The 23,959-nt window shown below is 31.6% G+C and carries 26 protein-coding genes and 1 tRNA gene; 11 read left to right on the plus strand and 16 right to left on the minus strand.

The features are described 5' to 3' along the window. Positions 1 to 23: 23 nt before the first annotated feature. The 3 genes from ybeY to QGM60_RS13255 form a co-directional block, all read right to left on the minus strand. Positions 24 to 434 carry an rRNA maturation RNase YbeY gene (ybeY, locus tag QGM60_RS13245; protein ID WP_281140736.1) on the minus strand — a complete coding sequence of 137 codons (411 nt, stop codon included), beginning with the start codon at positions 432 to 434 and terminating at the stop codon, positions 24 to 26. Then, positions 427 to 4,029, minus strand: coding sequence for a DUF4175 family protein (locus QGM60_RS13250; protein ID WP_281140737.1), 3,603 nt, complete (start codon positions 4,027 to 4,029; stop codon positions 427 to 429). Before QGM60_RS13250 ends, ybeY begins: the two co-directional genes overlap by 8 nt. Positions 4,030 to 4,146: 117 nt before the next feature. Beyond that, positions 4,147 to 4,506, minus strand: coding sequence for an immunity 22 family protein (locus tag QGM60_RS13255; protein WP_281140738.1), 360 nt, complete (start codon positions 4,504 to 4,506; stop codon positions 4,147 to 4,149). Between the two features lie 134 nt (positions 4,507 to 4,640). Between QGM60_RS13255 and gltX the strand changes: the two genes are divergently transcribed. Beyond that, positions 4,641 to 6,158: a glutamate--tRNA ligase gene (gene gltX, locus QGM60_RS13260; RefSeq protein WP_281140739.1), complete on the plus strand. Its 1,518-nt coding sequence runs from the start codon at positions 4,641 to 4,643 to the stop codon at positions 6,156 to 6,158. A gap of 79 nt (positions 6,159 to 6,237) precedes the next feature. Here the strand turns inward: gltX and QGM60_RS13265 are convergent, their stop codons facing one another. After that, positions 6,238 to 6,915 (minus strand): hypothetical protein, encoded by a 678-nt coding sequence (locus QGM60_RS13265; protein WP_281140740.1) that lies wholly within the window; start codon positions 6,913 to 6,915, stop codon positions 6,238 to 6,240. An 81-nt stretch (positions 6,916 to 6,996) separates the two neighbouring features. Between QGM60_RS13265 and QGM60_RS13270 the strand changes: the two genes are divergently transcribed. Further along, complete coding sequence (locus tag QGM60_RS13270; RefSeq protein ID WP_281140741.1) at positions 6,997 to 7,932, plus strand: SPFH domain-containing protein; 936 nt, start codon at positions 6,997 to 6,999, stop codon at positions 7,930 to 7,932. Then, entirely contained in the window at positions 7,925 to 8,446 is a 522-nt protein-coding gene (locus QGM60_RS13275; protein ID WP_281140742.1) for a hypothetical protein, read from the plus strand. Before QGM60_RS13270 ends, QGM60_RS13275 begins: the two co-directional genes overlap by 8 nt. Positions 8,447 to 8,488: 42 nt before the next feature. On the opposite strand, the gene QGM60_RS13280 is transcribed toward QGM60_RS13275, so the two are convergent. Both QGM60_RS13280 and QGM60_RS13285 read right to left on the minus strand, forming a co-directional pair. Beyond that, on the minus strand, positions 8,489 to 8,695 hold the full coding sequence (locus tag QGM60_RS13280) for a hypothetical protein (protein WP_281140743.1): 207 nt from the start codon (positions 8,693 to 8,695) through the stop codon (positions 8,489 to 8,491). 67 nt (positions 8,696 to 8,762) lie between these two features. After that, positions 8,763 to 10,760 (minus strand): glutamine--tRNA ligase/YqeY domain fusion protein, encoded by a 1,998-nt coding sequence (locus QGM60_RS13285; protein WP_281140744.1) that lies wholly within the window; start codon positions 10,758 to 10,760, stop codon positions 8,763 to 8,765. Between the two features lie 89 nt (positions 10,761 to 10,849). On the opposite strand from QGM60_RS13285, the gene QGM60_RS13290 reads away from it, so the two are divergent. The 3 genes from QGM60_RS13290 (at position 10,850) to QGM60_RS13300 (ending at position 11,583) form a co-directional block, all read left to right on the plus strand. Then, positions 10,850 to 11,050 carry a zinc ribbon domain-containing protein gene (locus QGM60_RS13290; protein ID WP_281140745.1) on the plus strand — a complete coding sequence of 67 codons (201 nt, stop codon included), beginning with the start codon at positions 10,850 to 10,852 and terminating at the stop codon, positions 11,048 to 11,050. Between the two features lie 45 nt (positions 11,051 to 11,095). Next, entirely contained in the window at positions 11,096 to 11,467 is a 372-nt protein-coding gene (gene folB / locus QGM60_RS13295; RefSeq protein WP_281140746.1) for a dihydroneopterin aldolase, read from the plus strand. 45 nt (positions 11,468 to 11,512) lie between these two features. Beyond that, positions 11,513 to 11,583 (plus strand) — tRNA-Cys (locus tag QGM60_RS13300). On the opposite strand, the gene QGM60_RS13305 is transcribed toward QGM60_RS13300, so the two are convergent. From QGM60_RS13305 to rnr, 6 genes are all read right to left on the minus strand, one after another. Next, positions 11,574 to 12,059, minus strand: coding sequence for a hypothetical protein (locus tag QGM60_RS13305; protein ID WP_281140747.1), 486 nt, complete (start codon positions 12,057 to 12,059; stop codon positions 11,574 to 11,576). The genes QGM60_RS13300 and QGM60_RS13305 overlap by 10 nt on opposite strands. Positions 12,060 to 12,151: 92 nt before the next feature. Beyond that, entirely contained in the window at positions 12,152 to 12,835 is a 684-nt protein-coding gene (locus QGM60_RS13310; RefSeq protein ID WP_281140748.1) for a LysE family transporter, read from the minus strand. A gap of 47 nt (positions 12,836 to 12,882) precedes the next feature. Continuing rightward, the gene (locus QGM60_RS13315) at positions 12,883 to 13,554 is read right to left on the minus strand and encodes a head GIN domain-containing protein (RefSeq protein WP_281140749.1); all 672 of its coding nucleotides are present in this window, start codon (positions 13,552 to 13,554) and stop codon (positions 12,883 to 12,885) included. Between the two features lie 5 nt (positions 13,555 to 13,559). After that, positions 13,560 to 13,796 carry a hypothetical protein gene (locus QGM60_RS13320; RefSeq protein WP_281140750.1) on the minus strand — a complete coding sequence of 79 codons (237 nt, stop codon included), beginning with the start codon at positions 13,794 to 13,796 and terminating at the stop codon, positions 13,560 to 13,562. Between the two features lies 1 nt (position 13,797). Beyond that, positions 13,798 to 14,097 (minus strand): heavy metal-binding domain-containing protein, encoded by a 300-nt coding sequence (locus QGM60_RS13325; RefSeq protein ID WP_281140751.1) that lies wholly within the window; start codon positions 14,095 to 14,097, stop codon positions 13,798 to 13,800. A gap of 72 nt (positions 14,098 to 14,169) precedes the next feature. After that, entirely contained in the window at positions 14,170 to 16,416 is a 2,247-nt protein-coding gene (rnr, locus tag QGM60_RS13330; RefSeq protein ID WP_281140752.1) for a ribonuclease R, read from the minus strand. A gap of 700 nt (positions 16,417 to 17,116) precedes the next feature. Here rnr and rpiB point away from each other — a divergent pair. The 4 genes from rpiB to QGM60_RS13350 are packed head-to-tail and all read left to right on the plus strand — an operon-like array spanning position 17,117 to position 19,510. Then, positions 17,117 to 17,551, plus strand: a complete 435-nt coding sequence (gene rpiB / locus QGM60_RS13335; protein ID WP_281140753.1) for a ribose 5-phosphate isomerase B — start codon at positions 17,117 to 17,119, stop codon at positions 17,549 to 17,551. A 3-nt stretch (positions 17,552 to 17,554) separates the two neighbouring features. Beyond that, positions 17,555 to 18,472, plus strand: coding sequence for a cation diffusion facilitator family transporter (locus tag QGM60_RS13340; RefSeq protein ID WP_281140754.1), 918 nt, complete (start codon positions 17,555 to 17,557; stop codon positions 18,470 to 18,472). Beyond that, complete coding sequence (locus QGM60_RS13345) at positions 18,472 to 18,924, plus strand: GNAT family N-acetyltransferase (RefSeq protein ID WP_281140755.1); 453 nt, start codon at positions 18,472 to 18,474, stop codon at positions 18,922 to 18,924. Before QGM60_RS13340 ends, QGM60_RS13345 begins: the two co-directional genes overlap by 1 nt. Then, complete coding sequence (locus QGM60_RS13350) at positions 18,914 to 19,510, plus strand: CHAP domain-containing protein (protein WP_281140756.1); 597 nt, start codon at positions 18,914 to 18,916, stop codon at positions 19,508 to 19,510. Before QGM60_RS13345 ends, QGM60_RS13350 begins: the two co-directional genes overlap by 11 nt. Here the strand turns inward: QGM60_RS13350 and QGM60_RS13355 are convergent. The 3 genes from QGM60_RS13355 to rnpA form a co-directional block, all read right to left on the minus strand. Next, entirely contained in the window at positions 19,507 to 20,358 is an 852-nt protein-coding gene (locus QGM60_RS13355; RefSeq protein ID WP_281140757.1) for an OmpA family protein, read from the minus strand. The two genes, QGM60_RS13350 and QGM60_RS13355, sit on opposite strands and share 4 nt — an antisense overlap. Positions 20,359 to 20,421: 63 nt before the next feature. Further along, entirely contained in the window at positions 20,422 to 22,056 is a 1,635-nt protein-coding gene (locus QGM60_RS13360; RefSeq protein WP_281140758.1) for a S41 family peptidase, read from the minus strand. Then, positions 22,053 to 22,427 carry a ribonuclease P protein component gene (rnpA, locus tag QGM60_RS13365; RefSeq protein WP_281140759.1) on the minus strand — a complete coding sequence of 125 codons (375 nt, stop codon included), beginning with the start codon at positions 22,425 to 22,427 and terminating at the stop codon, positions 22,053 to 22,055. The genes QGM60_RS13360 and rnpA overlap by 4 nt, the downstream gene beginning before the upstream one ends. 88 nt (positions 22,428 to 22,515) lie before the next feature. Here rnpA and QGM60_RS13370 point away from each other — a divergent pair, with 88 nt between their 5' ends. Then, complete coding sequence (locus tag QGM60_RS13370; RefSeq protein WP_281140760.1) at positions 22,516 to 23,016, plus strand: endonuclease V; 501 nt, start codon at positions 22,516 to 22,518, stop codon at positions 23,014 to 23,016. A gap of 30 nt (positions 23,017 to 23,046) precedes the next feature. Here QGM60_RS13370 and QGM60_RS13375 read toward each other — a convergent pair whose 3' ends face one another. Next, positions 23,047 to 23,856 carry a LexA family transcriptional regulator gene (locus tag QGM60_RS13375; RefSeq protein ID WP_281140761.1) on the minus strand — a complete coding sequence of 270 codons (810 nt, stop codon included), beginning with the start codon at positions 23,854 to 23,856 and terminating at the stop codon, positions 23,047 to 23,049. Between the last annotated feature and the right edge of the window lie 103 nt (positions 23,857 to 23,959).

Here is a 23,959-nt window from a genome sequence, read left to right on the forward strand (position 1 = left end):
AAGATACAACCAAGACTTTACAACTAAGAACGTTTGCTTAGATAGTAATCTTCTTTAGCGGTCATTACCTCTTGGTCTTTATCGGTCTTATCTTTATAACCACAATAATGAAGCACACCGTGTATCATAACTCGACTAATTTCATCTTCAAAAGACACCTTAAAATCATCTGCATTCTCTTTGACTCTATCTACTGAAATATAAATATCTCCATGTAGCTCTTTTCCTACTGAGTAATCGAAACTTATGATATCAGTTAATGTGTCGTGATCTAAAAAATTGACATTGATTTTATATAAATAATCATCTGTACAAAAGATATAATTTATCTCCCCTTCTTTGCAAGATTCTTCTTGTATGGCTTTTGAAATCCATGCAGAAAATTGCGCTTCATTTTCTAAACTAAAATCGGTTTCGTAATTAAAACTAATCATCTGTCTTTTTAAAATACTCTTGAATCTTTTTCTTAAAATGATTTTGCAAAGGTAGTGCTTGGCGATTTAAGATTTCAGTAGTGTTGAAGTATTCTTTTGCAGTGTTAATTTGATTGGCATTATTGTCATTGAAATCTTTAGTATTGGTTTCAGATTTACGCTTGGTATCTTGTCCTTGCATAAAGGTTGCGTTTTCTAATTTTAAAAGTTGATGTTGTAAATTCATCATCTTTTGAAGTGTTTGATTGGTGAAACCTGAATTCAATAGATCCAATTCTATATCTTCCATTTGCTTTATCAATTCACCAGCAGATTGAATAGTGCCATCATTAGACAACCTATCTTCTAATGCTTGACGCAACTGTTGTTGTCTTTGGTAAATTTTAAAAAGCTCAGCGTTTTGTTCTTCTCTTCCACCTTCACCGTAACCATCATTTTCTTCTCCATCACCATCAGAATTTCCGTTGCCACCATTACCAGATTTACCATTCTTACCTTCTTTACCTTGTTTACCTTGTTCTCCTCCTTCACCATTTTGGTTTCCTTCACCATTCTGTTGACCATTTTTTCCATTCTGTCCACTCTTACCTTGTTGATCACCGCTTTGTCCATTTTCACCACTTTGACCACTTTCTCCTTGTTGACCTTGCTGTCCTTCCTGACCTTGCTTACCAGATTCTTCACCTTTTCCCTGTTCACCTTCTTTGCCTTGTTCTCCAGGTTTTTCACCTTCACCTTCTTTACTCCCATCCTGATTTTTCTTGACTCCTTCTTCCATTTGCTTGTTAAGCTCTTCTTGACTCATTATAATATCTGGAAGTTGTTGACCTTGGCCACCACCAGAACCCATGGATGGATTCATTTGCATTTCCATATTATCTAAAACATCACTCAAGAAACTCGCTAATTCATTAGTAGCAGTAATAGCATATTGTTGAGACGACACACCTTGATAAATACGATTCTCTGTAAACTGACCTAAAGCTTTATCAATATTGAAATATACATCTGTTATTTGCGTATTGACTTGTTCTGAAATCTTTGGCTGTCTTAGAGACAAAGCAAATAAGCTATCATCTATATGCTCAAAATGTTCTCTGAGATTGCTCTGTTGAATGATATATTTTCCATACTTATTGTTATTGATGTCTATGCCATCAAAAGTATTCATAAGTGCTTCTTGGTCGAAAGAATACAATAATAGGTTCTCAAGTATCTTGCGAAGCATTTCTACATCTTCAGCCGTTTGATCTCCTCCACCTCCTCCACCAGACATAGACTGCATCATCATTTCACTCATTTGCATCATTTTCTTTGCTGCCTTCTTTTGTCTATCTTGAGCCTTCTGTTGTTGCTGTTCTGATTCTTTTGAGTCTTCTTTACTGTTTTCTTTCTCTTCTAAAGCATCTTTAGCTTCCTTTTGATCAAACTCTATCTCATCTTCCAAAAACTCATCTCTAGGCACATCTGTTGGCTTCTGAAGTTGTCTATCATCTTGTTTTAGTTCATCTAAATCTTTCTGTAAATCTTCAAACTTTTTATTAAGCTTTTCTTGAGCTTGTTTATTGTTTTCTTCTTTGCTTTTTTCTGATAATTCTTTTTGCTCTTCAGACAACTGTTGAAGTTGATTAGCTATTTTTTCTGTTTTTTTCATCACGTAGAAACGCTTAGTCAACTCTAAAAGTTGTTGCATACTACGTTTCTTGTTTTTATTCTGTTTCGCTAATTCTTCTAGTTTTTGGGTGAACTCTTCTTTATTAATTTTATCCTTCAACTGCTCCAACTCCTCTAAAAGTTTTTCGTCTTTTTTGAGTTGTTCTTCATTTTCCTTTAAGCGTTCTTTTAGGTCTTCTTTGAACTCATCTTTATCCTTCTTTTCTTCCTGAAATTCTTCAAGATTTTCTTGGAGTTTCTTGTTGAAGTTCTTCATCAACTGTTCTTGTTGCTTCTGACGCTTAAGAAAATCTTCAAACTTCTTTTTATCATTGAAATTAAGCTCCTGCTTTTCCTTTTGGGTTTTAGAAAACTCTTCTAGCTTTTTGTCTTGCTCATCTAACTTTTCAAAAGTCTTTCCTATATCTTTTATAGTTTCATTCTGCTCATTTAATTGTTTCTGCTCCTCTTCGTCCTTTGTTAATTTTCTATAACTGAAAATGCTACTCTTGGTACGTTTATAATTATGAATGGCATCATTATCAAAAACTTCAAAATACAATTGATAACTTACTCCTTCCTCTAAATTGAATTGGTTTGGAAACGCACTGACAAATTCAGCAAAATTAGATTTGGAAATACTAATTGGCTCAACCACTTTTTTAGAATCATCATCGGAAGGATAATAGACTAAATTCAATTTTGTTAATCCATAATCATCATTAGCTTGTCCGTAGAAATAAAGTGTTTGATTGTCTAAAGAATCCTTTTGAACTTTAATATTTAACTCTGGATAGACGTCTTTTACAACATTGATATTATAAGCCAAATTTTCATAATCACGTAAATCCTTATTACTAGTGCTTATGCTATAATTATAGTTTTTATATAATCGTTTTGAAGCTTCAAAATCACCATTATCACTAGGCTTAAAATTCAAAGTGTCTTCTGCATAGATATGTACTGCAGTCGTTGATTTTGTCTTGGCTCTCCATGTTACATTAGTGCCTTCTGGTATCACAGCCGAACCTGTACTTTTTAAAACCTCATCTTGTTTTTTAGTGTGTACAGGATAATCTAGCACCATTTCAAAATTCACCAAATTTGGTGTATTAACCACATTCAGTTTATACGTTTTTGAAACCACACCATTGGCTTCTAAAGTAAATTCGATAGATGTTTTAGGAATGCTAAATGTATACTGAAACTCACCTGGTGCCACTTGTTGTAAAAAGTACGTTTGACCATTGAATTCTATTTGCGCATTCTCTGGAATAACCTCACCAACTGTTGAAACATTAAGTTTAAAATCCTTATTTTCAATAGCTTGTAAGGATTCGTTAACCACAAAAAATTGAAATGGAGCTTGAGGTTCGTAAGCTGTTTTATAATTTACAACACGCTCGTAACTATCACTAAACCAGTTGATTTTACCTGTAAGATATGATAAAACAATAATCACAACAGGAATAGCCGCATATTTAAGATACTTGGTATTGGATTTAAAATTGATAGCCGACTTAAACGGAATAGGTTGCAATTCTTGCGATTTTTGCTCAATACTAGCAATCAATAAATCGGATTGATGCGGATTTTGGTTGAGTTGAAGAACATTAAGCAACTTGTCATTTACCTCAGGAAAATGATTTCCTATTAATTTTGAAGCGGTATCATAACCTATTCCCTTTCTTATTTTAAATAGATGTGCCAAAGGAATGGCTATAAATTTTACAAAAAGCCCTACCTCTACTGCAATAAACACCCAAAAAAGTATGGTTCTTGCCGTCGGATTAAGCCACAACACATATTCTACAAACAAGGTTATTAAAAGATATAATAATCCTATAGCAAAAAACAAGATTACTCCTTTAAGCAACTCATTGGTATAGTAGCGTTTAATAAATTGCTCTAACTTATGTTTTATGGTTTCAAAATTGCTCATATACTAATCTAACAGACTAAACTACAATTTTATTTTATACGGAATTATTGAAAAGTGATAAGATTCTGTTAATGGCTAGTTATTATTGTTAAAACTAAAGACTGTTACTTATAAACATTACTCTATTGTGTAATCATAAGTTCCTATATATTTTAAAACTTCAGATTTGCGAATTCCATTATTAAATTGAAAATTGTAAAGACATATCACAGAATTTATTCCTTCGCTTAAAATAGGTAACTGATTAATAAAAGATTCAGCATAGGAAAATCCATTAATTTTTTGAAATAAATCGTTATTCTGATCATTAAAATCTACCTCTTGAAATTGTGGATCTATATAATCAATATTGAAGTCATTCATAAATGAAGAAGTTGAATCTCCTTCTTCATCAAAAACCTCTTGAACATATTCCTTTAATGCTTCTTCACTATTAAATTTCCCAACCCAAATAGATACTTTGCCTTCTTTTTCCATATTTCTTTTTTTTATAAAACTACTGAATAATCTATTTTCTTTGCTAGCAAATCATATCAGATTATCTTTGCACAAGATTCTGAAATAACACTTCGACAAGCTCAGTGTGACAGTTCAGTTATAAAAATAGAGAAATGTCAAAAAAAGTACGTGTGCGCTTTGCGCCTAGTCCAACAGGACCTTTACATATTGGTGGTGTAAGAACTGCTTTATTCAATTATTTATTTGCCAAAAAACACAATGGTGATTTTGTGTTACGTATAGAAGATACAGACCAAAACCGTTATGTAGAAGGTGCAGAAGATTATATTGTAAAATCCTTAAACTGGTGTGGCATTCCGTTTGATGAAGGCCCAGGTAAAAACGAAAAATTTGGTCCTTACAGACAAAGCGAACGTAAGCATTTGTACAAACAATATGCAGATCAATTGATTGCTGAAGGTAAAGCCTATTACGCTTTTGATACTTCTGAAGAACTTGATGCACATAGAAAACAACACGAAGCGGAAGGCAAAACTTTTATTTATAACTGGCACAATCGTGAAAAAGGACGTTTGGTAAATTCTTTGGTACTTTCTGAAGAAGAAACCCAAGCAAAGATTAATGCTGGTGAAGATTATGTGGTCCGTTTTAAATCTCCGCAAGATGAAACTTTACACTTAAAGGATATTATTCGTGGCGATATTTCTATCGATACTAACATTCTTGATGACAAGATTTTGTTTAAAAGCGATGGTATGCCAACCTATCATCTCGCTAATATTGTGGATGACCATTTAATGGAAATTACACACGTAATTCGTGGTGAAGAATGGTTACCTTCTTTAGCATTACACAAATTATTATATGATGCTTTTGGTTGGGAAGCTCCAGAATTTGCGCATTTACCTCTAATATTAAAACCAACAGGAAAAGGAAAATTAAGTAAGCGTGATGGTGATAAATTAGGTTTTCCTGTATTTCCATTAGCTTGGACTGACCCAAAAAACAACGAGGTTTCTAGAGGTTATAAAGAAGATGGCTATTTTGCTGAAGCTGTTGTTAATTTCTTGGCCTTTTTAGGCTGGAATCCTGGTACTGAGCAAGAAATTTTCAGTTTAGAGGAATTAGTTGCTGCGTTTGATCTTTCTAAAGTTAATAAGGCTGGAGCGCGTTTTGATCCTGATAAAACCAAGTGGTTTAACCATCACTACATGCAACAGCAGTTAGATTTGGATCTTGCTGAAGAATTTCAAACTAAAAATATCTTGTTGAAAGATATTGATGTGAACTACATTGCTTTGGTGGTTGGGTTAATTAAAGAGCGTGCAACATTTGTAAGTGATTTTTGGGATCTAAGTCATTTCTTCTTTGTGTCACCAACAGACTATGACGAAAAAGCCTCTAAAAAAGCTATAAAAGAAGATACTGAAGACCTTCTTAAAAAAGTTGTAGAATTAGTGAATAACACTGAAGATTACACCGTAGAAAATCTTCAAACAAACATAAAAGGTTGGATCACTGATAATGGAATTGGTTTTGGAAAAGTAATGATGCCATTGCGTTTAGCTTTGGTTGGAGCTTTACAAGGGCCAGATGTGTTTGATATTATGTATATGATTGGTAAAACAGAAACTGTTAAGCGTATTGCCGCTTTAGTGAAGACAATTTAAAAATTTAATTAGATAATAAAAAAACGTGATTATAATTAAAATATAATCACGCTTTTTTCATTTACAGTAAACTCGTTAATCAAAACGAAACCAATAAGGAGAATACAAACATAGATTGGTTACCTTCAAATCTATCACCATTGTTTAGATTAAAGTTGTTATCATTAAGTTTATTTAAAGTATTTAAAAAGCCATAAATGTAATGTGCTCTTACTCTAAAATGATTTGTGCCTGCTGAAAGGCCAACAAGTCCATTGATATTAAATCTTGAAATATCTTTAATATCCTTAGCGGAAAGATTATCGTAACCTGTTATGATGTTATCTTCTTTTGATTCATCATCAAGTTTTAGTTTGCTATTGTACTGTACCATTGGGCCAGCATCAATAGTGAGATACTTTTTAATTAATTTCAAATGACCTAAAAAGGAAATCTGAGCCATCATCACTTTATATTCTATAAACTCTTCAGATCCTAAAGTTCCTGACGGACTAGAACTAATTTCAACTGTGTTTTCAGCAAATTGAATGTTATAACTTAGGTTATACCATTTATGAGGTATATCTACAGCTGCTGTTAATCCACCAATGTAGCCTGTGCCCTGCTTTGTTTCAAAATTATCAGTAATAATATCAAATTGCGTGATACCACCTTGAAGACCAATGGTATTTTCAATTTTATAGCGTCTTTGAGCATTCATTTTTGTAACAAAACCTATACAAATGACTACTAATAAGATGTATTTGAGTTTTTTCATGATTATTCAGATGAATTACAAACAAATATAGTTTAAATTAGTACGAACATTTATTTCTAACCATTACCTAAATATTTATTTATGGATTTTCCGATTTTCTTAATTCCAATTGTATTTTTTGGACTCGTTATTTTAATTTCATCTTTCTTTATTGTAAAGCAACAAACTGCAGCAGTTGTAGAGCGTTTTGGGCGTTTTCAATATATAGCACAATCGGGTTTAAGATTAAAAATTCCTTTAGTAGATCGTATCGCAGGTCGTTTGAGTTTAAAAATTCAACAGTTAGATGTTATTATAGAAACCAAAACCTTGGATGATGTTTTTGTGCGTTTAAAAGTTTCTGTTCAGTATAGAGTTATCAGTCAGAAGGTTTATGATGCTTTCTACAAACTAGACTATCCGCATGAACAAATTACATCTTACGTATTTGATGTGGTACGTGCTGAAGTGCCTAAGATGAAATTAGATGACGTTTTTGTTAAGAAAGATGATATTGCATTAGCTGTAAAAGCTGAATTAAATGATGCGATGCTAGACTATGGTTTTGATATCATTAAAACCTTAGTTACAGACATTGATCCTGACGCACAAGTAAAAGCGGCAATGAACCGTATTAACGCTTCTGAACGTGAAAAAATAGCTGCTCAGTTTGAAGGCGATGCGCAACGTATTTTAATTGTTGAAAAAGCCAAGGCTGAAGCTGAAAGTAAACGTTTACAAGGTCAAGGTATTGCTGATCAAAGACGTGAAATTGCAAGAGGTTTAGAAGAATCTGTAGAAGTTTTGAATCGTGTTGGTATTAATTCACAAGAAGCTTCTGCCCTAATTGTTGTAACACAACATTATGACACGCTTCAATCATTAGGTGAAGAAACTAATAGTAACTTAATACTTTTACCAAACGCACCACAAGCTGGTAGCAATATGCTTAACGAAATGGTAGCTAGCTTTACGGCAAGTAACCAAATAGGTGAAGCTATGAAAGAAGCAAAAAACAAAAAGAAAGATAATGAATAAACTCAGAAACCTACTTCTAATACTATTTTTAGCAACAACTGTGAATGTCTTTTCACAGAATAAAGAAGATGCTTTAAAAGACGCTAAAACGATTTCTAAAGCTACCCTAGCCTATGATTTTGATACGGTATTAAAGTATACTTTACCAAAAGCTTTAGAAATGATGGGAGGTAAAGAAGCAGCTAAAGAAATACTAACTTCAACTTTTGAGGGTATGACATCTCAAGGTTTTAAATTTGAAAAGCATGAAGTCATTGGTGTTTCTGATGTTGTTAAAGAACAAAATCAATACCGATGCGTTGTTGAAAGCTATGGGCAAATGGTAATGCCTGGACAGCGTATAAAAACTAAAAGCTATCTTGTTGGTATCTATAACGATGAAGGTAAACATTGGTGGTTTATTGAAGCAAAGCAATTAAAAAATGAAGCTGTCGCTGATCAACTTTTACCTGGCTTTGAAACGGCTTTAGAATTAAAAGATGATGAAACCGAAGTCGAACCGATAGTAGACTAATAAAAAAAAGCCTCGAAGTAATTTTTCGAGGCTTTTTTATGTTTAGTTTTCTTTGTACTTCTCAATCATTTCCTTCAATTGATCTAGATAATTTTTTAAATCTTCTTCATCCAATTTAGCTGAATCATTAGCTCCTTCGGGAAGTGTGCTTCTTGTTTCATCTAGATATTTTTGAAGTTCAGGATAATTGTCTTCAATATCTCTAGTTACCGTTGAAATTTCTGTAAGTATTTTTTGTGTGTTATCCATAATATTTTCGCATTTAGGCAAAAAGTTAATGAATAACCTAAAAAATCCCTCTCAATGAATTGTTAAATTACAATTTTGAGGCTTCTTCAACCAATAACTTATTTCTATCTTCTAACGCTTTGTTGATAAACTCATTAATCGCTTCATTTTTTTCTAAGCCATTTTTAAGTAAAACACCTAGCGCAATCATAGTGATAATACGTGTACCGCTTTTCTTAACCGAAGTATTAAAAAGTGGCTCTACATCTTCATAAGATACGTCTTTAGCTAATTCTAAAATCTCTGCTTTTGCTTTTGCTCTGGCATCGTCTGGCATTCTATCGTACTTTTTACCAAAAGACTTAATTTGCTCTATTGCAGGACGATTATTGGTTTGCTTTTGAGGCTGATTCTGGTTTTGTTTTGGTGCTTGTTTTGCCCAACTATCACGTAAACCAACGGTTTTATTAAATACTAAGGCGCCCGATTTAGAATCGTCATCCACATTAAAATACCCTAAACGTTGAAACTGAAACTGCTCTCCTACTTTAGCTTCTTTTAAACTTGGCTCAACAAAAGCATTGATGATGTTTAAAGAATTTGGATTTAAAAATTCCATAAAATCTTTACCATCATGACTGTCTGGCGCTTCGTCCATAAACAATCTATCATATTCTCTAACTTCAGCTTTTACAGCATGTTTTATAGAAACCCAATGTAGCGTTCCTTTTACTTTTTTAGAGGTATCTGTATCATAGGTACAATGTACTTCGGTAATATTGCCTTCAGCATCTTTTACAACGCTTTCAGCTTTGATGATATAGGCATTTTTTAAACGTACTTCTCCACCTAATTTCAATCTAAAAAACTTGCTTCCAGCTTCTTCTTTAAAGTCTTCTTTTTCGATATAAATTTCTTTTGAAAAAGGCACTTTTCTAGATCCAGCACTATCGTCTTCTGGATTATTTTCTGCTTCTAACCATTCTTCTTTATCATCTGGATAGTTAGTAATTACCACTTTTAAAGGATCTAAAACCGCCATAACACGTGGTGCAGTTTTATTTAAATCCTCACGAACACAAAATTCTAAAAGTGCCACATCAATGACGTTTTCACGCTTTGCAACACCTACTTTTTCTATAAATTGTCTAATCGAATTTGGTGTATAACCTCTACGACGTAACCCAGAAATTGTTGGCATACGCGGATCGTCCCAACCAGAAACGACCTTCTCTTCTACCAATTTAAGCAACTTACGTTTACTCATAATGGTGTAAGACAGATTTAAACGGGCAAATTCGCGCTGTTTTGGCTGCATTGGATAGGTTTCCTTAGAATAGTCATAAACTTGCTCTTTAAACCAATCGTAAAGCTCTCTATGAGGTTTAAATTCTAAAGAACATAAACTGTGACTAATTTGCTCGATATAATCACTTTCGCCATGCGTCCAATCGTACATTGGATAAATGCACCAATCGTTTGCTGTACGGTGATGATGTTTCTTTAAAATACGATACATAATAGGATCTCGCATTAACATATTAGGATGTTGCATGTCTATTTTTGCACGTAAAATATGTTCACCTTCGTTGAATTCGCCATTTTTCATGCGTTCAAAAAGGTCTAAATTTTCTTCTACAGATCGGTTACGATAAGGACCATCTACACCAGGTTGTGTTGGTGTTCCTTTTTGTTCTGCCATCGCTTCAGAGGATTGACTATCTACATACGCCTTTCCGTCTTTAATCAATTGTACAGCCCAATCGTATAACTGCTGAAAATAATCTGAAGAATACAGTTCGTTTTCCCATTGGTAACCTAACCAAGCCACATCTTTTTTAATAGCATCTACGTATTCTTGCTCTTCTTTTGCTGGATTAGTATCGTCAAATCTAAGGTTAACAGGCGCATTGTACTTTAGTCCTAAGCCAAAACTAATACCAATAGCTTTGGTATGACCAATGTGTAAATAGCCGTTTGGTTCTGGCGGAAAACGAAAGCGTAGCTTATCTTTTTCTAAACCATTAGATAAATCTTCTTCTATAATATGCTCAATAAAATTGAGTGATTTTGTTTCTTCAGACATTGCAAAAAATTAAAGTGCAAAATTACATAATTTGTAACATTAAAACATTATTACGTACTTATAGAATGAACTAAAAAAACTTAAATAGAATGAATTACAAATGTCCAAAATGTGATAATACAACTTATGAACTTGATGAAATGAGAGCAACAGGCGGAACCTTCTCAAAAATCTTTGATGTTCAAAACAAAAAGTTTACCTCTGTAACTTGCAAAAAATGTACTTATACTGAGTTTTTTAAGGCTAAAACCAGTGCTATGAGTAATATTTTTGACTTTTTTACAAATTAAAGATTCCTGCCTTCGTAGGAATGACAGAAGGTTTATCTTTGCATCATGGGAACAATTAAAGTTGAAAATATCCGTGTATTTGCTCATCATGGTTGTTTAAAAGAAGAAACGGCTATTGGTAGTGATTACCGTGTAGATTTAGAAGTAAAAGCTGATCTTAAAACTTCTGCTGAAACTGATGAATTAAAAGATACTGTAGATTATGTTTTCTTAAACAAAGTCGTACGAGAAGAAATGTTTAAGCCTTCTAAACTTCTTGAAACTGTTGCTCAGCGCATATTAACACGTATTTTTAACGAAGATAAATTAGTGACTAAAGCTACTGTTTCTGTGAGTAAAATCAACCCTCCTATTGGTGGTGATGTTGAAATGGTAACGATAAAACTAACTGAACGGCGAAAAAACAAATTGGGATAGTGTAGAAACGCATATAATTTTTATATTTGCTGTCCTATTAAAAATGGCGTCTTGACCGAGTGGCTAGGTAGAGGTCTGCAAAACCTTGTACAGCGGTTCGAATCCGCTAGACGCCTCTAGAGAAACCTTCAACTTTTGTTGAGGGTTTTTTATTTTCTCTTAAAAAATAATCTATCACCACAAAAAAAGAAGCCATCAACATGCCTAAAGTAAGTATGAGAGAACCGTAAGGCCAATGATGAATTCTTAGTAATAGACCAAGTAAAATAAAAATTACAATTATTGACACAAAAGTGTAGTATATCACTTTTGAAATTTTACCACCTTTTATACTTTTTGAAGTAAAATAAGTAATTCCTTCTTCAATAAACCACCAAGCAAAAAGAACTAATGGAATATAAGATGTAAATTCAGGTAGATAAAATAAATGTAAACCTGAAGATATATAATTTATACACCATGTGATTACTAAAAATAATTTGAGGTAATCTAATCTTACTTTTTTGTCCTTAAGAATAAATCTTAACGAATACATCACCAAAATACCTACTATTGGATATAAAACTAATATGTTTCCATAGGGCCAATGCATAATTTTAAATAGTGAACCAATAATGAGTAATGAGAAACAAAACCTAAGTAATAAACTGAATTTTTTAGTTTTATTTTCTTCCACTATGTTATCTAATCTAAAGGATTAATCTGCTCAAATTTATCTTTTAAAAGCTTTTTTTCATCAGGAAATAAACCTTGTACCAGAAGTAACACACCAAAACCTAAAATTACAAGAGCAATAATCTTTTTTGTTTTGAAAATACGACGCGGTGTTAACTTATTTTTTAAGCGTTTAGCAGCAGCAATTTTTATTAAATCTACAAGGAAATACGTAACTAACATTGTTGCTATAAAAATAACAACACCATTATCTGAACTGGTTAAAGATGTACCAATAACAATAAATCCTAACCAACCTAAAAGCACACCAATATTAATAAAATTGAGTAAAAATCCTTTGATAAATAACTTACCGTAGTTTTTTCTAACAAGTTCTATTCTATGATGTTCCCTTACAATGGATCTGAAGGATTTAGATGTTTTTATAAAAGAAATAATGCCATAAACCACTAGCAAAACACCACCAAAAATTAAGAAATTAGGATCGTCCTTAATCTTTTCTACAAGCTTATTGGTACTAAAAAAGGCTAAAGCAATAAAAACAATATCTGCTAAAATAACACCTAAATCAAATATAATAGCACTTGTAAACCCTTTGGTAGCACTAGTTTCGAGGAGTACAAAAAAAACGGGACCAATAGTAAAGGCTAAAATAATACCAAATGGAATGGCTCTTATGATGTCTTCAAACATGTAAATCTTGCGGTTTACACAAATGTATGAAAACTAACAGGAAAATATTACATACGTTTAATAGTTCCTCCTAATACCTTGCTTTCATCAATTTCTTTAGGGTTACCATAAATGTAAATATTACCACCAACTTTAATTTTTGCTTCAACATATTCTGTAGCATGGATGTATACTTCACCACCTGCTTTAACACTAGCTTCTGCTCTAGAAGTCACTAACTCTCTTCCATCAAATTCTCCACCAGTATTTACAGAAACATCTTGATTTTTGGATGTACCTGAAACATTAATTATACCTCCTGTTACTGCTCTAAAATTAGCGTAAGTCGTTTTTATATCAGCATCTATTTCAGCTCCTTCTTGTGCTTTTAAATCAATTTCATACTGAGAGATAGTGTCTTGCACTTCTACTTTTGCTCCTTCATTAGCATCAATGATATCTATGCTTGTGTAATATAATATGACTACTGTATCATTACCATCATAACTCTCTTCAATATTCATTCTTATTTTGAGTAGTCCATTTTTGTTAATTAGCTCAACATCATTTTTATTATCACCAGATATTACCGCTTTATTTTCGTCAGATTTAATCATTTTAAGATTGATTAAATCGAACACTTTTACAGTGGAAAATTCACCTAATGATTTTTCAATAGTGTCTTGTGCTGAAGCAGTTACAGTGATTGTAAAAAACAGCATATATAAGAAATGTTTCATAGTCTTTATTTTAAAGTTATTACCTTTTTACTAAATAACCATTTTAGTTGAATTTCATCTCCAGAGCGCTTTCTAACAACTCGTCTTTGAGGTGATAATAGTACTGTTAATACAGCTGAAATCATTACCAAAACATAGTTATTGATACTTGGAAACATATATTGAATTAAAAATCTAACAACCATATACGTAACGAAAAAAATACCGAAAACGTACAGATTGGCTTTTGTAGTGGTTTTCATCTTATTCTACAACTTTAACTGCGGTTCCGGTTACCGAAACCATAGCATAATTATTGTTTGCTAATTCTATTTCAACTTTTATACCAACAATGGCGTTAGCTTCTAATTTTAAGGCATTTTCTTGTAATTTCTGAAATGCTTTTTCCTTGGTAATATCTACACTATCACTTACAGATTTATAATATTTTGAAACACTAAAACCCATGGAGAGTTTAGTTTCATTCATAGCGACACCAGTTACAATGCCTAAATAATTTATTATTTTAAAACCTTCAATGGAATTTGTTGTGGTTAAAATCATAACTTATAATTTCAATTATTTCTTAACATCAAATATAAGATGGTTAACTAAATTTAGTATGTGAAATTGTTTTTATTCTTCTTCATTATCAGCTTTACCAACCATATAAAAATCGAGATGTTTTTTCACTAAATCCGTACTTTTCACTTTTACAATGACTTCTTCTCCCAATTGATACATCGTATGTGTATTTTTTCCAATCATAGCAAAATGTTCTTGGTCAAAGTAATACATATCATCTTTCATATCTCTTACACTTACCATACCTTCACACTTATTGGCTTCAATTTCAACATAGATTCCCCAATCAGTAACACCAGAAATAACACCTAAAAATTCTTCATCTTCATGATCTTGCATAAAACGAATTTGCATGTACTTAATAGAATCGCGTTCAGCTTTTGTAGCTAAATATTCCATATTACTACTATGCTTACATTTTTCTTCGTAAATCTCTTCGTTAGCAGAATCTCCTCCATCTAAATATTGCTGTAATAAACGATGTGCCATAACATCTGGATAACGACGAATTGGCGATGTAAAATGACTGTAATAATCAAAAGCTAAACCGTAATGTCCAATATTATGCGTGGTATATTCGGCTTTTGCCATTGTTCTGATAGTTAGCGTATCTACTAAATTCTGCTCTTTTTTTCCAACGACATCTTTTAAAAGGTTGTTTAAAGAGGAAGCAATACTATTTCTATCCTTAAAATTAAGTTTATGCCCAAAACGAGAAACTACTGTTTGAAGCTGCGCTAATTTAGATTCATCTGGTTCATCATGAACACGGTAAACAAATGTCTTTTTAGGGTTTTTCTTTCCAACAAACTCAGCTACTTTTTTGTTAGCTAAAAGCATAAATTCTTCAATAAGTTTATTGGCATCTTTACTGGTTTTAAAGAATACTCCAATTGGATTAGCTTCTTCATCCAAATTAAATTTCACCTCAACTTTATCAAAAGAAATAGCTCCATGTCGCATACGTTGCGATCTCATTTTTTTTGCTAAACGATCTAAAACCATAATAGCTTCTGCGATTTCAGGTTTGGTATTATACTGCTCACCAGAAAGTGATACTTCTTTTGGAATTTTGGTATCTAACTTAGATGCTTCGACTGAGCCAAGCGAGACTTTAGGATTATTTTCAATAACTGCTTGTGCTTCCTCATAAGCAAAGCGTGCATCAGAATAGGTTACTGTTCTACCAAACCATTGGTCTTTTATTTCACATTTATCATTCATCTTAAAGACTGCAGAAAACGTGTATTTTTCTTCATGAGGTCGTAACGAACACGCTCCATTAGATAAACGTTCTGGCAACATTGGTACGACGCGATCTACCAAATAAATGGATGTAGCACGTTCATATGCTTCATCATCTAATATGGTTCCTGGTTGTACATAATGTGATACATCTGCAATATGTATTCCTATCTCGTATAAGCCATTTTCTAAAACTTTAAAGGATAATGCATCATCAAAATCCTTAGCGTCTTTAGGATCTATGGTAAAGGTTAAATCTTTACGCATATCACGACGCTTGGTAATTTCTTCTTCAGTAATAGAAATATCTAAATTATTAGCATAATTTTCTACTTCGTAAGGAAACTCGTGTGGTAATCCATACTCAGCTAAAATAGCATGAATTTCTGTTGAGTGTTCTCCAGGTTTACCTAAAACCTGAACTACTTTTCCATAAGGAGAATCTGCTTTTTCTGGCCAATCTTCTAGAGAAACTAAAACTTTATCACCATCTTCTGCTTTATTAATTTTATTAATAGGTACAAAAATATCAGTGTACATTTTTGTACTGTCAGCAACTACAAAAGCAAAATTCTTTTTATCGTGAATTTGGATAGTACCAACATATTCAGATTTAGCACGTTTTAAAATGTTTGTAATCTCACCTTCTTGCTTACCTCTATGTTTTCTTCTGTAAGCATAGAATTCTACTTCATCACCATCTAGAGCTTTGTTTATATTATTAGAGGCTACGAATACATCTTCTTCAAAATCATCTGAAATAATATAACCGTTTCCTTTAGAACTTAAATCTAAAATACCTGTGTAATATTCTGTAGTTACAACGGCTTTAAACTTGCCTCTTTCTACTTCTTCTATGTCTCCCTTAGCCTTTAGTTGCGCTAATTTCTTTATAATTTGATTTCTGCTGCTAGCATCATTAACACCAAGTTTAGCAGCAATTTGTTTATAGTTAAAAGTCTTGTTTCTTTCTTTTTTTAAAATACTAAGAATTGTATTTGTAAGGTTGGAAATCTTGTTCTTTTTAGATTTTCCTTTTTTCTTTCTTGTCATTTAATTTTGTAATAAAATTCATTATCATTTGTCATTAAGAGTGTAACTAATAATCTCATTACAGTGAGATTTCCTTGTTTTGACTTCTGCAGGTTCAGTCTGACAACTCATAATAATATTGTCATTTATAACTTAATAAAGGTGGAAGTGAAGTTATTAAGTTTATTACAAAGCTACACTATTAAAATTTAATAGTGTTTAATAAAGGTTAAATAAATGAAAAATCACTTATTCACAATTATATTATATACTATCATTCTTTTCTTTTAAAATTTAAAAAAAATTGATGTTTATTATTGTTTGTTAATTGTTAGTATAACTTTCTTTAATTTTACTTTGATAACTTGTAATTTACATTCTATTACAGTTTAGTTAACAGTAATTTTACATGTAAGAGCTTCATTTTTAAGGAATGTATAATAGATATTAACAGCTGTTAATAGTAAATGTTAATAGAAAAATTTTATATTTTTTTACTGAACAACTGTTGATTTTTACTGAATCACTGTTGAAAAAATCGCTCCAAAAATCTGCATAAAAAATTAGGAGATTTTATTCCTGTTTTTGTTTGAAAAAATTATCCATTAATCCTAATTTTAGTTTTAAGAAAATGTAAACACTTATTAACATGTAATGAGCATTGCTATTAACTGACTTTAATTATTTGTAACTTTGCATAGCAATTGTAACACAACAAAAAATGACGATCTCAATAGGTAACGATCACGCAGGACCAGATTATAAATTTGAAATTATAAAACATCTTGAAGCTAAAGGTTATACAGTAAATAATTATGGTACTGATAGTACTGATAGTGTAGATTATCCAGACTTTGTGCATCCTGTTGCAAAGGATGTTAATGATGCAAAAGTAGATTTTGGAATTCTTATTTGTGGTAGTGCAAATGGTGTAGCTATGACAGCTAATAAATACCAAAATGTACGTGCTGGTATTTGTTGGATGAATGAAATCACAGAATTAACAAGACAGCATAACAATGCTAATATTATCTGTATACCTGCAAGATATACTTCTATTCCACAAGCGTTAAAAATGGTAGATACATTTTTAAATACAGAGTTTGAAGGTGGTAGACACAAAAATCGTATTGATAAGATTCCATTATCTTGTTAATTTATGGGGCATTCGCACTCACATAACCATGCTCACGATCATAAAGATTTAAAAGGTAGAAAACTTTTAATTACAATACTTCTTAACATTGTAATAACTGCAGCTCAAGTTGTAGGTGGATTAGTATCTGGAAGTTTATCGTTGTTAAGTGATGCGCTTCATAATTTTAGTGATGTTATATCATTGATTGTAAGCTATATTGCTTCAAAATTAACAAAGCAAAAAGCCTCTATTAATAGAACTTTTGGTTATAAACGTGCTGAAATTTTAGCGGCTTTCGTTAATGCCTCTACACTTATTATTGTTGCTGTAATCTTAATTAAAGAAGCTATAGAACGCTTTTTAGAACCACAAACCATTGAATCTAATTTAGTGATATGGCTGTCTTTAGTTGCTATTTTTGCTAACGGTTTTAGTGTATTACTCATTAAAAAAGATTCTGAAAACAACATAAATATGCGTTCGGCATATTTGCATTTACTAACAGATATGTTAGCAAGTGTAGCTGTTTTAATAGGTGGTTTACTTATGAAATACTACCAAATATTTTGGGTAGATAGTTTATTAACCTTGTTAATTGCTTTGTATTTAATTTGGGTGGGTTACGATTTATTAAAAACATCAACCAAAATGCTGATGTTATTCACTCCAGAGCATATTGATATAAAAGCTGTGGTAAGAGCAGTAAACAAGCTACCAAAAGTGAGTAAATTACACCATGTTCATATTTGGAATTTAAGTGATGATGAACTTCATCTTGAAGCACACTTGGATCTTACTGAAGATATTTCAACTACAGAATTTAATGAGTTATCCATAAAAATAGAAGCTCTATTACACGAAGAGTTTAATATTAATCATGTAACCATTCAACCAGAATTCAATAAAGAAGATCCTAAAGAAGTTATTGTCCAAGACTGATGTTAAAAATTAAGACTAAATCCTTTAATGAGTTAAACACTAAAGAGCTTTACTATGTATTACAATTACGATCTGAAGTTTTTGTAGTAGAGCAAGATTGTGTTTATCAAGACATTGATGGAAAGGACCAAAAGGCTTTACATATTTTAGGTTACAGAGACAGTAAATTAGTGGCTTACACACGTATATTTCAACCTGGTGATTACTTTAAAGAAGCTAGTATTGGTAGAGTTGTAGTAAAGCAAAGTGAGCGACAACACAAATTTGGTTATGATATAATGAAGGCTTCTATACAAGCTATCAATAACCATTACAATACTACTGAAATAAGAATTTCTGCTCAGACTTATCTTAAAAGCTTTTACAATAACTTAGGTTTTAAAGAAGTTGGTGAGGGTTATTTAGAAGATGGTATTCCGCATATTAATATGGTTATTAACAATGAGAAATAAAGTTTTAGTTTTTCTTGGAATAGCTACCTTAATTACAATATTATTTTTTCTATCAAAGAGAGTCAACTTAAATCCATACTACGAAGTTGGACAAAAAATAGATAGCCTAAATGGTGTTATTGTCTACTATAATGGAGGTGTAGGAAATGTAAGTGAAAGAAATTTATCTGAAGATGGTTACAATATTGGTTTAAAATATCAATGTGTAGAGTTTGTAAAAAGATATTATTATCAGAAACTAAATCATAAAATGCCTGATAGTTATGGACATGCAAAAGATTTTTTTGAATTAGGTTTAGATGATGGAGATTTTAATAAGAAAAGGAGTTTACTTCAATATTCAAATCCTAGTAAATCAAAACCAAGAAAAGATGATTTAATAGTTTATTCTAAAACGGTATTTAACCAATATGGTCACGTTTCAATTGTATCTGAGGTAGTTGGTGAAAAAGTTGAAATTATTCAACAAAACCCAGGACCATTCAGTAATTCCAGAGAAATCTATGATTTAATCTATACAGAAGATGATGGTAAATGGAAAATTAAAAATGACAGAATAATTGGTTGGCTTAGAAAGCCAAACTAATCACTAGATTTAGAATCAAAAACACGAGTAACAACTAATTCTACACGTCTATCAAATTGTGGCTCACCACCTAAAGGAAATTTTCTTCTATGGCCAACAAACTTCATTCTGTAACGTTTTACACCTTTTTCAGCTAAGTAATCATATACAGCTTTTGCTCTAGCCAATGATAGGTTTCGTTTTTTAGTTTTTCGGTCTATAGCATCACGTTCACCATTTGTACAGCATACATGACCTTCTATGTTAAAATAAACATCTTTTCTTTCAACAAGAATATCAGCAATTTTATCTAAAACAGCTTTAGATTGTTTAGTAAGATAACTGTAACCTGTTCTAAATAATAGATTTTCTAAAAGAATTTTATCCCCTTCTTTTAGTTCTCCTTTTAGCTTGTCTTCTGTAGTTTCTTTTGGAGGTTTTACCTCTACAACTTCTCTTGGAGGATTATAAGGTTTTACAATGATTTCAACCTTTCGGTTTAGTCCTCTTATTTTATTAAGATCTCTTTCTTTTATAATGTTGACTAAAATTTTTCCTTTACCATCAACATTAGTAATTACAGACTCATCAAATTCATTATTAGAAAAAACTTCTCTTATAGCATCTGCACGTTGTTGAGATAATACTAAGTTATAAGAATCACTACCTCTATCATCACAAAAACCATAAATGGATATTTTTTCTATATCCATATTTTCTATTTTAGATAGAAAAAGTAAAAGTCTACTGTGTTCTGTTTCAGGAATATCGAATTGGTCAGTTTCAAAATAGACTTCGTGTTTCATCTCTTCCTGAGCGAAAGTGACCAACTGAAAACTGAAACATAAGAATATAATTAGGGCTTTCATTTTGTATATAATTTTCTAACAGCAGAAAATTTATCTGATGTTAAATATAATTAATTTTAACATTTATCTCAAAATACTTGCATATTGCGAAGGATTATTAAGAATACTCACAGCTTTTTTAATTTCATTATTGTTAGCTGTGTAATATGTGTATAAACCTTCACTATAAAAATAGCGTTTAATAATCTCGTCTGTTAATAAAGATTTTAATTGTTCTTTATTTCCGTCAATAGCGTTGCTTTTATAGGTTTTTAAAGCAGTTTCTAAATCTTTATACTCAGAACTAATAATACCATCTAATTCTTCTTCTTTTGCTACTAAAATAGCATCTTGTAAAGCTCTTTCAGTTTTAGTTTCAAAATTAAAACCTGTAGTTTTTACATAGCTTTTGAATTTTTTAAATTCAGCATCACTTAAATCAAAGCTTTTTAAATCTTCAACTGAGTTGTTATAATAATAATCTGTTGCAAAATTGAAGATGATATTTTCGTTTACTATAGCTTTGGTGATAGGTGTTTGCTTAGCAAATTCTACTTCAACATCTGGTTCTATACCTCCACCATCATAAACTGCTCTACCATTACGAGTTTTAAAGGCGTTGTAGTTTTCCTTTTTAGTTCTTGTAGCATTACCATTTTCATCTCTATTCCAATAGTCTAAAGCCTGAATACAGCGACCTGAAGGTGTGTAATATCTAGAGATAGTAATTTTCATTTGGGTGCCATAAGTAAGCGGTTTTGGACGTTGTACTAAACCTTTTCCAAAACTTCTGGTACCCACAACCACTGCTCTATCCATATCTTGTAAAGCACCCGAAACAATTTCGCTAGCCGAAGCACTTTTACCATCTACTAAAACTACTAATGGTATTTCTGTATCAACTGGTTCGCGCTGTGTGTAATAAGTTTTGTTGTATTTTTTTACTTTAGATTTAGTCGTTACCACCAACTGATTTTGAGGTACAAAAATATTGGTCACATTTACAGCTTCACTTAGTAACCCACCTGGATTACCTCTTAAATCTAAAATTAATTGTGTAGCACCTTGATTTTTTAAAGATCTAATAGCACTTACAGTTTCAGAAGAGGCTTTGCTATTAAACTTTCTTAATACCACATAGCCTGTTTTTTCATCAACCATAGAGTAGTGCGGTACGGCTTTAATTTCTAAGGATTCTCTAGTAATTTTTACCGTATTTGTTTTGCCTTGTCTTTTATAGGTTACAGAAACCTCTGTGCCAGCAGCACCTTGTAAAAGATTTGCAGCATCGTCTTTAAAATTAGATACTGTAACATTATCAACTTTAATAATTTCATCACCAGCTTTTAATCCGGCTTTATCTGCTGCATAATCTTTGTAAGGCTCAACAATAACCAATTTATCTTTTAAGGTTAAAACCTTAGCGCCAATGCCAGTATAGTCACCTGCATTATTTATTCTAGAGGCTTCTACATCTTGCTCGTTATAAAATTGAGTATAAGGATCTAAATCATCTAGCATGCTTTTTATGGCTGTATCCATAAGATCACCAGGATTAGTATCATCAACATAATTCATGTTGATTTCCTTAAAAAGCGTTGTAAAAATCTCTATTTGTTTAGCGATTTCAAAAAAATCATTCTTAAAAGCTGTTGTACTAAAGAAAATAGCGACAGCTAGTATAGGTAAGATGATTCTCTTTTTTAAGATATATTTCATTGAGCTACTTTTTTAACGAACTTTTCAAATAGCAATTTTATACTATTGTCAACTTTATCAAAAGTCGTTCCATCTTTACTAAGGTACAAAATCATAAACGCATAAGATGCCGAACTATTGTTAAAATATAAAGGTTTGTTGAGTCGGTAAGCTTCTCTTAACAATCGTTTAATACGGTTTCTGGCCACTGCAGTTTTATGAAGCCGTTTACTTACCGAAACACCAGTTTTTAGAATGCTATCATCTTCAAATTCGGTTTTAAGGTAAATTAATTTCAAAGGATATGCGGTTAACGATTTTCCTTCGGTAAATAACTGTTCTATAAGTTTTTTACTTTTTAATTTATCTTTTTTTGAATATTTGAAGTTCATAGTTAAATATCAGACTACAAAAGTAAAAAACCACAGGGATAAGATGTGATTTTTATGTATTTTGTGTTTTATCAATAAAAGATATTAAATGCTACTTGCTATAGACGTCCATTATAAAGAGAAATACGCCAAAGCCGTTGGCGTTTTATTTAATTGGGAAGATGAAAAACCTCAACACATTATTACAGATACTATTGATGAGGTCGCAGATTATGAGCCTGGTCAGTTTTATAAAAGAGAGTTGCCTTGTATTTTGCAGTTATTAAAACAAGTAGAGCTTAATAGTTTAGAAGCTATTATTGTAGATGGTCATGTATATATAGATAATGATAAAACCTATGGTTTAGGTGCTCATTTATGGCAAGCATTGGATGAAAAAATACCAATTATTGGGATTGCTAAAAAAGCGTTTCATAATACAGAATTAGTTTCTAAACCTATTTATAGAGGAGAAAGTCAAAACGCTTTATACGTTTCTAGTATTGGTGTTTCGGAAGATGAGGTTTTAAAGAAAATAGAATTACTTCATGGAAAATATCGTATCCCAAGTATTTTAAAAACCTTAGATCAAGTAACTAAACAGGAGTAAAGTAAGTATATAATAAACTGTTAAATCAAACTATTTAAGAAGCTTACCTTGCAAAGCTCCTTCCAAATCTACAACCTTACTTTCTAACTCATGTAATCTATCATAGATATCTACAGGTTCTGGCATTTGTTTAGAGGCATACATTGTAACATACCAAACCTCAACGATATCTTCAGTATTTATGGTATAAGTTGGATAGTTACCATCCTTATTATCACTTTTTAATATCAATTTTCCGCGTTGTTCAATTCTATTAATCACACGTTTTAGTACAATACCATCATTTTTACTGACAATAACATAGACGCGACCATCTTTAATATCTCTAAGATCTTCTACATATTTCCCAAAAACCAAATCACCATCAAAAAAAGTTCTTACCATGGAGTTACCTTTTACTTCAAAACAACGAAAAGTACCATTGGTAAGATGTGGCATATTAAAAGATGGTAAGGTTTCAATATATTCTGGATCTCCATAACCATTTAAATAACCCGCTCTTGCCTTTACAGGAACATAAATAACATTCTCATTTCCGGTTTGGTTCACAGCAATTACTTGTGGCATTCCAGAATATGTTGGATTTATAGCCGCTTCAGATTTTAGCATCACATCACTTTTTCCAAAAAGATAATCAGGATTAATATCAAATTCTTCAATAATAGCCGAAAGCACATCATAACCAGGTTTCGTCTTTTTTCTAGACCCATCAGACTGTGGACGGCCATTAACAATACTATCTATAGTGGTTCCTGTAACTCCTATTCGTTTAGAAAACGAAAAATTATTTAGATTAAAATGATTAATTATTCCTGATATTTTTTCGTCAATACCCTCCATAGATAATAAATTTAAAATAAAACTTTTTACAAAATATTTAAAAATATGTTTGTTTTAATTTGTAAAATGATGTATATTTGTACTCTAATTTATTGCAATATAC

The organism is Winogradskyella sp. SYSU M77433 (assembly GCF_029911945.1).
GTDB lineage: Bacteria > Bacteroidota > Bacteroidia > Flavobacteriales > Flavobacteriaceae > Winogradskyella.